This window comes from Vibrio sp. Y42_MX_L11, from assembly GCF_024181785.1.
Lineage (GTDB): Bacteria > Pseudomonadota > Gammaproteobacteria > Enterobacterales > Vibrionaceae > Vibrio > Vibrio diabolicus.
On the sequence record NZ_JAMZAP010000021.1, the window covers coordinates 1 to 14,710 of the forward strand.

Annotated in this window: 9 protein-coding genes; all 9 read left to right on the forward strand. The window is 46.2% G+C overall.

The genetic code is table 11. The features are described from left to right. The first annotated feature begins 239 nt into the window (after window positions 1–239). The 9 genes from NL643_RS18295 to tldD all read left to right on the forward strand — a co-directional run bounded on the left by NL643_RS18295 (window position 240) and on the right by tldD (window position 14,671). A complete protein-coding gene (locus NL643_RS18295) occupies window positions 240–3,668 on the forward strand; it encodes a DUF6701 domain-containing protein (protein ID WP_253644943.1) in 3,429 nt (1,142 codons plus the stop codon). A 151-nt stretch (window positions 3,669–3,819) separates the two neighbouring features. Next, on the forward strand, window positions 3,820–4,863 hold the full coding sequence (locus NL643_RS18300) for a rod shape-determining protein (RefSeq protein ID WP_005381144.1): 1,044 nt from the start codon (window positions 3,820–3,822) through the stop codon (window positions 4,861–4,863). 162 nt (window positions 4,864–5,025) lie between these two features. Then, complete coding sequence (mreC, locus tag NL643_RS18305) at window positions 5,026–5,925, forward strand: rod shape-determining protein MreC (protein ID WP_005396268.1); 900 nt, start codon at window positions 5,026–5,028, stop codon at window positions 5,923–5,925. Next, window positions 5,915–6,403, forward strand: coding sequence for a rod shape-determining protein MreD (mreD, locus tag NL643_RS18310; protein ID WP_012841380.1), 489 nt, complete (start codon window positions 5,915–5,917; stop codon window positions 6,401–6,403). Before mreC ends, mreD begins: the two co-directional genes overlap by 11 nt. A gap of 4 nt (window positions 6,404–6,407) precedes the next feature. Beyond that, window positions 6,408–6,977 (forward strand): nucleoside triphosphate pyrophosphatase, encoded by a 570-nt coding sequence (locus tag NL643_RS18315; RefSeq protein WP_048626847.1) that lies wholly within the window; start codon window positions 6,408–6,410, stop codon window positions 6,975–6,977. Between the two features lie 18 nt (window positions 6,978–6,995). Further along, window positions 6,996–8,465 carry a ribonuclease G gene (gene rng / locus NL643_RS18320; protein WP_005381138.1) on the forward strand — a complete coding sequence of 490 codons (1,470 nt, stop codon included), beginning with the start codon at window positions 6,996–6,998 and terminating at the stop codon, window positions 8,463–8,465. 12 nt (window positions 8,466–8,477) lie between these two features. After that, a complete protein-coding gene (locus NL643_RS18325) occupies window positions 8,478–12,359 on the forward strand; it encodes a YhdP family protein (protein WP_253644944.1) in 3,882 nt (1,293 codons plus the stop codon). 33 nt (window positions 12,360–12,392) lie between these two features. Further along, window positions 12,393–13,214 (forward strand): carbon-nitrogen hydrolase family protein, encoded by an 822-nt coding sequence (locus NL643_RS18330; protein WP_253644945.1) that lies wholly within the window; start codon window positions 12,393–12,395, stop codon window positions 13,212–13,214. Window positions 13,215–13,225: 11 nt separating this feature from the next. Further along, entirely contained in the window at window positions 13,226–14,671 is a 1,446-nt protein-coding gene (gene tldD / locus NL643_RS18335; RefSeq protein ID WP_253644946.1) for a metalloprotease TldD, read from the forward strand. Window positions 14,672–14,710 lie beyond the last annotated feature (39 nt).

The window sequence follows — 14,710 nt, forward strand, 5'->3', positions numbered from 1 at the left end:
TGCTGACGGAAGAAACCAGCTTCAAAGCTGGGATCAAAAGAAAGCAGAAAAAAGCGAACCGTAGCAACAGCTACCTTTCGCAAGTCCTTGCAGGGCAAGGGGTTTCGTAATCTTTCCCTGATATCGTACTCTCCAAAGTTACTGTCAAAGGTGACGTTACCAGTGCTGGAGGGCAAATAAAAACGGAGAGGAATAACAACACCATTGACGGTGATGTGGTAGCTCATGGCGATGTTATATTGAAGCAGACTGTAGTTCGTGGGGATGTAAAAAGTAAAGGTGGTTCCGTAAAAACAGAAAACTCGAATAATCAAATTTACGGTGACATCGAAGCATCACACGAAGTGGTGTTGAAAGGAACGACAGTTGTTGGAGACATCCAAAGCCTCGGTGAAGAAATAAAGCTTGAAGAGGCGGGGGACGGTAACTCCGTTTACGGAAATTTGACAGCTTTACACAAAGTTGAAATTAAAAAATCCCTAGTATGTGGTCAAGTTACCTCCATAGGTTCAGAAGTTAAACTCGAGAACTCCAAAGAAAATAAAAATAGGGGCATTTACGCCTACAAAAACGCTATCCAAGCAAGTCATAAGGCAACAGTAAAGAACTCAAGTGTGTGTGGTTCTGTTGTTGGTCATTCATATGACTTTGATAATGAAAAAATCTACTGCGGCGTGAATGATCCAAGCTGTACTCCATCCGATACAGATGGCACTTGTCCTATCGATGTTATTCAGTCTGTTTGTCCCGATATGACCCCAGAGCCAACACAATGTAATTTACTTCCAATGGAAGACTTCAACGCTAATGATATTAGTAACTGGTCTGTTATTGGCTTTGGGCAAAGCATCAAACCTAAACCGTCTGGTGGTCGATTCGTTTTAAACTCGTCTCAAAGAAATCAAGCAACTGCATCGGCATACAACTATCTATTCCCTTCGAAAGATAACTACCTTGAAGTGGAATTTGACCATTATGCACACTCCGGCTCTGGGGCTGATGGTGTAGCATTGGTTTTATCTGACGCAAATGTTCCGCCACAAACTGGGGCATTTGGTGGTCCACTTGGCTATGGCGTGAAACCTAACATACAAGGCTTTGCTGGTGGTTGGCTTGGGTTTGGTATCGATGAATACGGCAACTACTCAAGAGAAGGTAGTTTTGAGGATAGTAATTACCGACCAGGGTTTAAGCCAAATACAGTCGCGATTCGTGGCTCTGGGATTAAGAATGACTCAGGGCATTGGATGGGAGGCTATCGCTATATCAAAGGTAATCACAATGTTGGTGACTTAGATGGACGTAGCAATCAAAACCATAGATATAAAGTTATCATTGATTCTAAACAACAAGGTAAAGTCTACATTACGATTCAGCGTAAGATCGGTAGCGCGAATTCTTGGACAACATTGATCTCGAAATTTGATGTCATGAGAGGTTTTGGGCAAACCACTCCTCCAGAAAACTTCCGTGTGTCAATTACCGCCTCGACCGGTGACATTACCAATATACACGAAATGGATAACTTCCAAGTTTGTGCTGATAAGTATCAAAAAATAACGGAAGGCATTCACCACTTCGAGTTTGACTATGCTGGAACTGGCAGTATTTGTCAGGCATCGGAAGTAACGCTTCGAGCGTGTATGAATGACTCTTGCTCGAAAACATATCCAGCATCAGTGTTGTCTAGTAATCCTGGGGCGAGTATTGAGCCCGTCACGGTATCGTTGTTGCCTCAATCTTCCTCTTTGGTTAAGTGGGAGGAAGGAGATAGTGCCACATTCTCTGACTCTATTTCGTTAAAATTGCAGGCTTATCAATCTGGCTCTGCAAAACTTGGCATTGCGAGTAGTTCAGTTCCACAGTTCGGATTTGAAGGCGCTAAGTGTCGTATCGCTGGTGGTCCGCTATCTGAGCAAAACTGTAATATCTTGTTTAACTCTGCCGCGTTGGGCGTAAATATTCCAGATAAGGTAGCGGGCAAACCATTTTTTACTGATGGAACCCCTTTATATGGAATTGAAAATAGACCTTACCTTGAGTTTTGTAGTGCACCTAGTCAGCAAGATGGAGTTGGTCAACATCGCAATGTGATTCTTTCAGTAGAACGTGTTGAACCTGAGAAAAATGCAGTGCAAGTTGAAACATACGTTTCTTTTCTAAAGGAAGATGGCAAGTTTAGTGAAGAGGTTGCTATCGACAACACAGAGAGTATGGAAATTGACGATGTTTACTTTGACAGCGAAGGCAAGGCTTACTTTAACTTGAGATACCCCGAAGCAGGTAAAGTTGCGCTGAAGGCGAAAATCAAAGGTGAGAAGGATTCATTAGGTCAAAATAGCTTTGTTAGTTTTCCTGCTTATCTTCAGTTGACGGTTGATGGTGGTCTTTGTGGGGCATCCGATTCATGTGATAAGAGTTTTGTTGCCGCTGGAGAGCCGTTTACGATGAAAGTAACTGCCTACCAATTTGGTGGTAATAAGAAGCCAGCACAAAACTATCAGCAATCAGGTTTAACGATTAGTCATAAAGTATCTTACCCGCAGTTTGATAGTGCGATTCCTGGCACTTTAGGGACGACCACATACGATCATATCAATCTAACTAATGGTACGGGGTCAGTGACGCAAACTGTATCCGAAGTTGGTGCTTTTGATTTTAAGATTACACCACCTGAAACGTATCTCGGCAGTAAAGCTTTCACCATTACGCCAGCAGAAGAAAATATTGGTCGTTTCTACCCTAAGTATTTCCGAGTTGATGACGCGAAAGGAAATCAATGGGCTTACCCACATAAAGAAAACTTTGCTTATATGGGACAAGGCTTTGGCGTCGAGGAGTTTTATGTTGAGGCATTAAATGCGGATAAAGGCGCTTTAACAAACTACGCCTTCTTCTCTAGTGGCTTACAAGCAAAGTTTGGTTTGAAAGATACTAGCTCTTATCAATCTCGTTTTATTTTGAACAAAACCTATACGGGAACTTGGGTGAATAATGGTGCTGCTTATGTCACTTCAAGAAGTCTAGGTAAGTTTACTGGTTCAACGACGGATGGGTTAGAGCTATTAAAAGGTTCTGGCTCAAGTTACCCAGATGGTCCGCTCAACTTTAACGAGAACGCGAAAGATACGGCGATATCAATCAAACCTGCGGATGATAATAAGGATCCAGTATCTATCGATGGTAGTGAGGGGTTATTGCCTACTCAACCTGACATCCGCTTTGGTCGTATAGACCTAGATGATGTTGGTGGCAACCAGGGTTCGACGTTGAGAGTGCCACTCCGAGTTGAATACTGGAATGGTAGCCGCTTTATCGCCAACCCTGATGACAATCAAACCGATGTGAAAGGTGTCACTGCCGCTGAAACGCATATCTGGCCAACAGGTACTGATGCTGATCCTAAAGCGGTTACATTAGGAGCTGGTGGTGAAGTGTCTTCTGGTTCTTCTCGTTCTGTAACTGCAACTCAAGCTGAACCATACCGTCAGCAAACACGCGTTTGGTTAGATCTTGATGATTCAAAAAATGGCTTACCTTGGCTCAAGTACAACTGGGATAATAAGAAAGCTGGTGAAGAAAACCCATCCACCGTCGTCACCTTCGGTATTCATCGTGGTAACGATCGCGTGATTTACCGTGGTGAGCCAGGGTTAACCGGACAGTAACAACTTAGGTTTTTGCCCTTAAGTTAGGAAACTGCAAGAAATTGAGGCTTTCTGCTCATGTTTGTGTACCAATACCTTGCTGTGACAGCGAGGCATTGGTACATTTAGAGCAATTTTTGTCTTCTATATTTTTGCAGGATGAGCGAAGAGTATGTTTAAGAAACTTCGTGGCATGTTTTCTAACGATCTATCTATCGATTTAGGTACAGCCAACACTCTAATTTACGTAAAAGGGCAAGGAATTGTCCTTGATGAACCTTCTGTAGTTGCTATTCGTCAAGATCGTGTAGGTTCTGCAAAAAGCGTTGCTGCAGTCGGTCACGCAGCAAAACAGATGCTTGGTCGTACACCTGGCAACATTTCCGCTATCCGCCCAATGAAAGACGGCGTAATCGCTGATTTCTACGTAACCGAAAAAATGCTTCAGCACTTTATCAAACAAGTGCATGACAACAGCATCCTAAAGCCAAGCCCACGTGTTCTTGTTTGTGTTCCTTGTGGTTCTACCCAAGTTGAGCGTCGCGCAATTCGTGAATCAGCTCTCGGTGCTGGCGCGCGTGAAGTTTACCTAATCGACGAGCCAATGGCGGCAGCAATCGGTGCTGGCCTGCGCGTGTCTGAGCCGACTGGTTCAATGGTGGTTGATATCGGTGGTGGTACAACTGAAGTTGCCGTTATCTCTCTAAACGGTGTGGTTTACTCATCGTCTGTACGTATCGGTGGTGACCGCTTTGATGAAGCGGTAATTAACTACGTACGTCGTAACTACGGCAGCTTGATTGGTGAAGCCACGGCTGAAAAGATCAAACACGAAATCGGTTCTGCTTACCCTGGTGATGAAGTTCAAGAGATTGAAGTTCGCGGTCGTAACCTTGCAGAGGGTGTACCACGCAGCTTTAGCCTGAACTCAAACGAGATCCTAGAAGCGCTTCAAGAGCCGCTATCTGGCATCGTCTCAGCGGTCATGGTTGCACTAGAGCAGTGTCCACCAGAGCTTGCTTCAGACATTTCTGAAAACGGCATGGTTCTGACTGGTGGTGGCGCGCTACTGAAAGATCTCGATCGTCTATTAATGGAAGAAACCGGTATCCCTGTGGTTATCGCGGAAGATCCACTAACGTGTGTTGCGCGTGGTGGCGGTAAAGCACTAGAAATGATCGACATGCACGGTGGCGATCTGTTCTCTGAAGAATAAAGGTTTAGGTGAAGCTCATGTCGGGCTTCACCTTCATTTCTGCTCTCTCTGTAATTCAAACATGCTCCATACCTAAAAGTATTTCTTTAAGTATTTATTTAAGTATTTTTAGGTTGCCAAGTAAGGCTCAATAATCATGGAAGCAATCAGGTCAAAAACAAGATGAAACCGATTTTTGGCAGAGGACCGTCTCTGCAATTACGTCTGTTTTTTGCTGTCATCGTGTCGGCGAGCTTAATGCTGGCTGATAGTCGTCTAGATACGTTTTCCAACGTCCGATACTTATTGAACAGTATGGTTGCGCCCATTCAATACGCAGCCAATTTGCCTCGCAGCATGTTCGATGGCGTATTTGAACGTTTTAATACTCGTCAGGCATTAGTTGAAGGCAATCGCAACTTAAAGCGAGAAGTGCTACGCCTGAAAAGCGAGCTAATCTTGCTCGATCAATATAAAGAAGAAAACCAACGTCTACGCAAATTGTTAGGTTCTTCATTTGTCCGGGATGAAAAGAAAGTCGTAACAGAAGTGATGGCGGTTGATACCTCACCTTATCGTCATCAAGTGGTGATTGATAAAGGACAAATAGACGGTGTGTACGTCGGACAGCCAGTGATCAACGAAAAAGGCATTGTTGGTCAAGTCACGTTTGTCGCAGCGCACAACGCACGTGTTCTGTTGCTAACGGATGCGAAAAATGCGATTCCTGTCCAAGTGATCCGTAACGATATTCGAGTGATCGCGTCGGGCAATGGTGAAATGGATGAAATCCAACTGGAGCACATTCCAACCAGTACTGATATTCAGGTTGGCGATCTATTGGTGACATCCGGCCTAGGTGGAATTTACCCAGAGGGATATCCAGTCGCGACGGTTACCAATGTGGATCACGATACGCGCCAAGAGTTTGCGTCAATCAAAGCTGAGCCAGTTGTAGAGTTTGATCGCTTACGTTACCTACTGCTGATTTGGCCGAATGAAGATCGTCAACACAAAGTGCTGCGATCCAATGTGGATGAAGGGTTAGAGCAAGAAGAACAAGAGGTAACTGATGGCCAATAATGTAGTGAGCAGCCGAATGGTGATTGGTGTCAGTTTCTTCGTTGCGCTGGTGTTGCAAACCATTCCGTGGCCAGGTGTGTTAGATGTTTTACGTCCATCATGGTTGTTCCTTGTAACGTGTTATTGGGTGTTGGCACTGCCGCACCGAGTGAACGTTGGCACCGCGCTAGTGCTGGGCTTATTATGGGATATCTTGATCGGCTCAACGCTTGGAATTCGCGGCATGATGATGTCGATTGTCATCTATCTGGTGGCGTTGAATTTCCTGTTGATTCGTAACATGGCATTGTGGCAACAGTCGATTTTAATTGCCTTTTTTACTGCGTTATTGGAAGTTTTGATATTCTGTGGGGAATATTTGAACCAGGACGTAGTATTTAATCCATTATCTCTGTGGACGGCAGCAATAAACTGTATACTTTGGCCATGGATGTTTTTATTAATGCGACGAGTTCGTCGTGCATGGCACGTAAGGTAAAGCGGTGAAGAAAAGCTTATCTCTCGTTCTCGCTTCGGGTTCTCCGAGAAGAAAAGAGTTGCTTGCTCAACTAGGTTATGACTTTGAGATCGTATTGCCTGATATTGAGGAAGCTAAACAGGCTCATGAGCAGGCACGAGAGTACGTGCTGCGTCTTTCTTTGGAAAAAGCTCAGGCAGGCTTAGCATTAGCTAAGCCTGATTCCGTTGTATTGGGCTCTGACACGGTCGTAGTATGCGATGACCGTGTGCTAGAAAAACCAAAAAGTTTTGAAGATTCAAAGCGTATGCTTACTGACTTATCCGGTCGTCGTCATCAAGTGATGACAGCGGTGAGCGTCGTATCATCGGAACAACAACATTCAGTGGTCGTCACCACTGACGTGTGGTTCAAACAACTGACTCACGAAGAAATCGAACAATATTGGCAGTCAGGAGAGCCATGCGATAAAGCTGGAAGTTATGGTATTCAGGGACTCGGAGGGCGATTTGTCACCCGAATCGAAGGCAGTTATCACGCTGTAGTAGGCTTACCTTTGTTCGAAACCGATCAGCTAATTCAAGAATTTTTATAATTGTTTTGAGGTGTGCACATGAGTGCAGAATTGCTGCTTAACGTGACCCCGAGTGAAACTCGTGTGGCCATGATTGAAGGTGGAGTACTACAAGAAATACATATCGAGCGCGAATCGCGTCGCGGCATTGTGGGCAATATATACAAAGGCAAAGTCAGCCGAGTACTGCCAGGTATGCAAGCGGCTTTCGTCGATATCGGTTTAGATAAAGCGGCATTTTTACATGCGTCAGATATTGTCCCGCATACCGAATGTGTGGCAGAGAACGAAAAACAGCAGTTTCAAGTCCGTGATATCTCTGAGCTGGTACGTCAGGGGCAAGACATTGTTGTACAAGTGGTCAAAGATCCGCTCGGCACGAAAGGCGCGCGTTTAACGACGGATATCACATTGCCTTCACGTTATCTTGTCTTTATGCCGGGTGCCAGCCATGTTGGTGTCTCGCAGCGTATTGAGAGTGAGAAAGAGCGCGAGCGTCTGAAAAAAGTGGTGAATCATTACTGTGATGAGCATGGTGGTTTTATCATTCGTACCGCCGCGGAAGGCGCAGATGAAAAAGAGCTTTCTCAAGATGCGGCATTTCTTAAGCGCTTGTGGCTAAAAGTCATGGAGCGTCGTTCAAAATACAAAACGCGTTCAACGCTTTACGGTGAGCTTGGTTTGGCCCAGCGCATTCTGCGTGATTTTGTCGGCACAGAGCTCGATAAAATCATGGTCGACTCCCGCCTCGAATATGAAAACCTGAAAGAATTCACTTCTGAGTATGTACCTGAGTTAACAGACAAGCTTGAGCTTTACGAAGGTGACAAGCCAATCTTTGACATGTACGACACCGAGAATGAAATTCAGCGTTCTTTAGAGCGCAAGGTTGAGCTAAAGTCGGGTGGCTACTTGATCATCGATCAAACTGAAGCCATGACAACTATCGACATCAACACTGGTGCATTTGTTGGTCGTCGTAATCTTGAAGAGACCATCTTTAATACCAACATTGAGGCGACGCAAGCTATTGCGCGTCAGCTGCGTTTGCGTAATCTTGGCGGCATCATCATCATCGACTTTATCGATATGGCGTCTGAAGAGCACCGTCAGCGAGTACTTACCTCATTGGAAACCGCACTGGCTAAAGACCGAGTAAAAACCAACATCAACGGCTTTACTCAGCTCGGCTTAGTCGAGATGACGCGTAAGCGCACACGAGAAAGTATTGAACATATCTTGTGTTCTGGCTGTCCTACTTGTGAGGGCCGTGGCAGTGTGAAAACGGTTGAAACCGTGTGCTTTGAGATATTACGCGAGATTACTCGTGTAAACCGTGCTTACGACGCCGATAATTTTGTTGTGTACGCATCGCCGTTTGTTGCTGAAGCGCTGTTGGGTGATGAGTCGCATGCATTGGCTGAGCTCGAAGTATTTATTGGCAAGCAAGTGCGAGTTCAGGCTGAGCCCCTGTACATTCAGGAACAGTTTGACGTCGTAATGATGTAATTTGGAACATTTGTGAATTCTGGTGTTAACCGTTTTGGGCGTTTTTGTGCGTGGAGTTTAGTTACTGTACTGGTGTTATTGGCCATATTAGTAACCACACTGCGCGTCACATTGCCACAACTTAACCACTTCCAAGATGAGATCAAAACCTGGGTCAAGCAGGACACAGGTTTTGACTTTTCTATCGCCAACGTCGCAGGGACGTGGCGCAATAATCACCCCTCGATCGCGCTACTCGGTTTAGAGGCGAACCTGCCGAATATTCAGGATGCACGCTTTGCCGTTGAAGAAATCCAAATTGAATTCGATCTCATTCAATCTCTTTTGCAACTCAAACCGGTGGTCGCAGACCTCACCATCCATAACCTCGCTCTGGATATTCACACCGTAGACATTCTGCCGACCTCTAGTCGTCAAGAGCAGGAACCGAGTGTGGACAAGAGCGAAGTGAAGCTCATCGACCAACTCGACTCACTTCTTTTACGTCAGTTTGAAGACTTCACCATTACCGACTCACGGATTTGGTATAAATCGGTATCTGGTGAGACTCGCCGTTTAGATATCGAGCAGCTCCGTTGGAGCAACCAAGGCAAGCACCACTTAGCCGAAGGCACCGTGAACATTGCCGATGTTCGTCTGAATTCATTGTTAGTGAGCGCTAACTTTAAAGACCATGGTTCGCTGCGTGATGTGTCTGGTGAGTTTTACGTAAGTGCCCAAGATGTCTCAGTGACGCCTTGGTTAACCACTTACATGCAAGAAGAGTCGGGTGCTGAGTCGGGTAAGGTCAGCTTAAACACTTGGCTGACGCTGAAACACAGCCAACCGAATGATGCGTATGTTGAACTGTTGCCTTCTGAGCTGGTGTGGAATGAAAACGGTCGTCATGAGCTGTTTATCGAGTCAGGTATTTTCAATCTTCGACCAGATAAACAAGGTTGGAAAGTAAATGGTCACTCACTTCGGATCCGAACCGACAACACCCCTTGGCCGGAATTAGACGCAGCGTTTGATTGGCAACCGAATGGTTGGACGCTCAACCTTTCTCAACTCGATATCGAAGCACTTATTCCGCTCATCAAATTGGCTCCAGAGTCGGAATCGACCAGTGATCTTATCAACAAACTGGCACCGAAAGGCCGAGTTGAAGATGTTCGCTTGTCCATGAAAGGTGGCTTAGATACGTTACGCTACTCCGCGGAACTGGATGAGCTTGCGATGACGCAATGGGAACTGCTACCAGGATTCCATCATGTACAGGGCAGTGTATCTGGTGATTTAGATCAAGCCAAAGCGAAAGTAACCGTCATTGATGATGTATTTCCGTACGGTGACGTATTTCAAGCTCCGCTGAATATCAAACAAGGTGAAGTCGATATTATCTGGCAGCAAGATGAGAGCGGCTGGCGCTTGTGGTCTGATAAAGTGACGGCAGCGACACCGGATCTTCAAGTACTAGGAGCATTTCGTCTTGATTTTCCAAAAGAACAAAGCCCATTTTTATCGTTTTATGCTGAGGCGGATCTTTATAACGCAGGTGAAACATGGCGTTACCTGCCGACTCTGGCACTGGGACAAGACTTAACGGATTACCTATCGACTGCGATTCAAGGCGGAAAAGTGAATACGGCTAAGCTGTTGTGGTATGGCGAGTTAGGGGATTTTCCTTACAAAGATCATAATGGCATGTTTCAGGCGTGGGTCGGTTTAAAAGACGCGAAATTTAGCTTTGATACGGCGTGGCCAACCATCACGGATCTGCAGCTGGACTTGCTGTTTGAAAATGATGCCATGTATTTGGATTCAAAGTCCGCCACGCTAAATGGTGTTCATGCCAAGCGTATTACCGGGCGAATCCCTGAGTTGGCGGAAGGTGGACACATTGAGATTGAAGCCAAAGCGAGCGCGCCGGGCAATGAAGTTCGTGACTACATGATGGCGACGCCATTGGTGGACTCGGTCGGGGCAGCGTTGACGGCGCTGCAAGTGAGTGGTCCGGTTTACTCTGAGTTCCAGCTCAACATTCCGTTTGATTTTGAAAAAGAGTCCCGTGCTTGGGGTTATGCCGATTTAACAGAAAATCGTGTCGATATTGAAGCGCCGCCAATGACGCTGGAGAAAGCCACAGGGCGTATCCACTTCGATAATGATGTGGTCACCACATCGGGTTTGTCTGCAGAGTTGCTTACCCAGCCTATATCCCTCGATTTTCGTGGTGAGAGTGCGGAACAGGGCTACAATGTGACGATTAACACATTAGGGGATTGGGACGTTGAGCCTCTCAAACCTTATGTTGGTGAGCGTTGGTTAAAGCTTGTTTCTGGGCATGCGCCGTGGCAAATGGACATTGACTTACAACTTAATGATGTAGGCTTCACCTATCAACTTGATGTGTTGGCGCAGCTAAATCGTTTAGCGAGTCAATATCCCTATCCGCTAGCGAAACAAGTTGGCGAGTCCGGGCAAGCAAAACTACAGGCATCCGGCAACCAAGAAAGCATTTCAGCAAGACTACAGATCCCAAATGCTAAGTATCAAACCGAGATAGATATAACTGGCGATGTACCTGTTCTGACGGCGACTCATTTAATGGTCGGCAAAGGTGGTTTCAGGATCAGCCCTATTGTCGGACACGATGCATCAGTGCGTGTCGGTGAGCTTAATTTAGACCAGTGGGCAGAGCTGCTTCAGGGCTCGGAAGGTAAGCAATCCTCATCTGTTCTGGCAAGCATGAAGACGCCGAGTATTCCATTGCCGACACGGATTGATGTTGAAACGCCAAACTTGCAGCTTGGTGGGATTGAGTTTCATGATGTGGACTTCTCCGCAAGCAAGAAGAATTTGAGCTGGCAACTCGATGTGGACAGTCAAGAGGTTAAAGGTAAGGCTAACTACTTGAAACCGTATGACTTATCGGTCTCTTTGGAACACTTGCACTTGTATATTCCAGGGTTTGAAGAGATGACCAAAGAGCGTAGCTCGCTCTTTGCCAGTGAGGATCAAAACGCACCTTTGATTACCAATTTTGACCGCCAGTTTCACGCTGAGATGCCAAACTTAACTTTGAACATCGATGATTTCTGGTTGCAAGGTTACAAAGTGGGGAAGGTGAATGTTGATTTGCAGCGTCGCGAGAACCGTTTGGAGTGGAAAAATATCACCTTTAGCAGCGGCAAAAACCGCATTGATATGAGCGGTTGGTGGGATCTGACAAAAGAGAGTAGCCATTCCAACTTAACCATGAAAATGAAAGGTGATAACAACACTGACCTTATGGAGCGCTTTGGTATCACATCGGGTATTCAGCAGGCACCATTTGAGATCAATGCCAATATGGAATGGGACGGCGCGCCTTGGTCGATGAAGACACAAACCTTGCAAGGGAATGTCTCAACGGAATTTGGTAAAGGCGTGATCAGTGAAGTCAGTGGTGCCGCACGCTTGTTAGGCTTGTTCAGTTTGGATTCTATCATCCGTAAGATGCAGCTCGATTTTACCGACGTATTCGATAAAGGCATGGCGTTTAACTCGATCACGGGCACGGGCAAAATCCAAGATGGCGTGTTTATCACCAACGATATCGTGATGGATGCCTTAGCAGGAGAAATGCAGATCCGCGGCATCGCCAATATGAACAGCAGAATGGTCGATGCGGAAGTGAAGTTCACCCCAGACATCACATCAGGCCTACCAATGCTGACCGCGTTTGCAGTAGCGCCACAAACCGCGTTGTATGTTTTAGCCATCTCAACAGTGATTTCTCCGGTGGTTGAGGTCTTCACTCAAGTCAATTATGAAGTGAAAGGCCCACTAGATTCACCAACGGTGAAAGAAATTTCGCGAAGTAAAGGTGAATACAAACTACCAGAAAAGCTGCGTGAACAGGCGAAATAACTCACCGACTAAAATGGAATAGGGAGGAAACACATGGAACGTGTTGGCATTATTCAAATGACATCGGGTCCAGATATCATCGCGAATCTGGACTTTATTGAAAAACAGTGTGCTTTGGCGAGTAAGCAAGGTGCCAAGCTTGTCCTTACCCCTGAAAATACGGTGCTGTTTGCCAACCGCGAAGCGTACCATCAACATGCAGAGCCACTTGGGAGTGGCGTGATTCAACAGCGGCTCTCTGAAATCGCAAGAAAGAACCAGTTAACACTGATTGTCGGAAGCATGCCCATTCAAACCGCAAAAGGTGTCACGACCACAACGCTTGTATTGCCGCCGCACGGTAAATGCATTGCTCACTATGACAAACTGCATATGTTTGATGTCGACGTAGCCGATGGTTATGGTAGTTATCGTGAGTCGGATACGTTTATGGCGGGTAATCAAATAGTCGTGGCGGAAACCGATATCGGCAGCGTTGGATTGAGCATCTGTTACGATCTTCGTTTCCCTGAGCTTTATAAAGTATTGCGCCAAGAAGGCGCGGATATCATTGTGGTGCCTGCTGCGTTTACCGCTGTGACGGGGCAAGCTCACTGGGAAGTATTATTGCGAGCTAGAGCGATTGAGACACAATGTTGGATTTTGGCGAGCGGACAAACTGGAACGCATCCATGTGGACGAAAAACATGGGGACACTCAATGGTCGTTGACCCTTGGGGACGTATTCATAAACAGCTTCAGGATGAAGTAGGCTTATTGGTGACAGAGATAGATTTGTCACAGAGCCAACAAGTAAGGCAGAATATGCCGCTGACTCAACACAGTCGCTTTCAAAATGAATTGAGACGGAAATAAAAGAGCTAACTATGAGCACAAACCAAATAGAACAGGCACTCCTTGCCCCAAATGGTCTGACAGAGCAAGACATTGCTGACACGCTTGCCAGCATTGCGACACGCCAGATCGATTATGCGGACATTTACTTTCAGTCCAGCTGGCATGAGTCTCTGGTTCTAGAAGACAGCATCATCAAAGATGGCTCTTTTAACATTGATTGTGGTGTTGGTGTCCGCGCCGTAACTGGCGAAAAAACAGGCTTTGCCTACTCTGATCAAATCCAGCCTGAAGGCCTGAAGCAGAGTGCAATGGCGGCGCGCGGTATTGCTCAGCAAGGGCAAAATGGCAAAGTTCATGCGTTTAAACGTACGGAGAACCAAGCGTACTACGCGGCTGTGAATCCACTAGCTGAATGGGAAAAGCAGCAAAAAACAGAATTACTTAAGTCTCTAGATGCTTACATCCGCACTAAAGAACCATTGATTAAAGAAGTCTCGATCAGCATCAGCGGTGTGCATGAGAAGATGCTTGTTGCGGCAACAGACGGTACTTATGCAGGCGATATTCGTCCTTTGGTACGTTTGTCTATTAGCGTGCTCGCTCAAAAAGGTGAACGACGTGAACGAGGTAGCGCTGGTGGCGGTGGCCGTTTTGGTTACGATTTCTTTTTAACGGAAAGCAATGGTGTGAAACAAGCTTTCCATTATGCAGACGAAGCGATTCGCATGGCGTTGGTTAACCTTGAAGCAGAAGCCGCGCCAGCAGGCATGATGCCAGTGGTATTGGGCTCAGGTTGGCCAGGCGTATTGCTACATGAGGCGGTAGGTCATGGCTTAGAAGGTGACTTTAACCGTAAGGAATCTTCGGTTTTCTCTGGCAAAATGGGTCAACAAGTGACGTCTTCACTGTGTACCATTGTTGATGACGGTACATTAAAAGACCTTCGTGGTTCACTGAATATGGATGATGAAGGGGTGAATGGCCAGTACAACACGCTCATCGAAAATGGCGTGCTGAAAGGTTACATGCAAGACAAGCTAAACGCGCGGTTAATGGGTGTGAACCCAACAGGTAACGGTCGTCGTGAGTCTTATGCACATTTACCAATGCCGCGTATGACCAACACCTACATGCTACCAGGTGAACATACGCCAGAAGAAATCATCTCGACGGTCGAGAAAGGGTTGTATGCGCCAAACTTTGGTGGCGGTCAGGTGGACATTACTTCGGGTAAGTTTGTGTTCTCCGCATCGGAAGCGTACTTAATTGAAAATGGCAAAATTACGCGCCCAGTTAAAGGGGCGACGTTGATTGGCTCTGGTATTGAAGCTATGCAGCAAGTATCGATGGTCGGCAACGACCTAAGTATCGACAAGGGCGTTGGCGTATGTGGTAAAGCAGGTCAAAGTGTGCCAGTTGGTGTTGGTCAGCCGACCTTGAAATTAGACTCACTGACGGTGGGTGGCACTGAGTAACTCATTCGAATCGTTATAACAAGAGCGCTCATTAGAGCG

Bases quoted from the DNA above. Each gene is read 5' to 3' on its own strand.
- NL643_RS18330 (WP_253644945.1), top strand. From the start codon at position 12,393: ATGGAACGTGTTGGCATTATTCAAATGACATCGGGTCCAGATATCATC.
- mreD (WP_012841380.1), top strand. From the start codon at position 5,915: ATGGCCAATAATGTAGTGAGCAGCCGAATGGTGATTGGTGTCAGTTTC.
- tldD (WP_253644946.1), top strand. From the start codon at position 13,226: ATGAGCACAAACCAAATAGAACAGGCACTCCTTGCCCCAAATGGTCTG.
- rng (WP_005381138.1), top strand. From the start codon at position 6,996: ATGAGTGCAGAATTGCTGCTTAACGTGACCCCGAGTGAAACTCGTGTG.
- mreC (WP_005396268.1), top strand. From the start codon at position 5,026: ATGAAACCGATTTTTGGCAGAGGACCGTCTCTGCAATTACGTCTGTTT.
- NL643_RS18300 (WP_005381144.1), top strand. From the start codon at position 3,820: ATGTTTAAGAAACTTCGTGGCATGTTTTCTAACGATCTATCTATCGAT.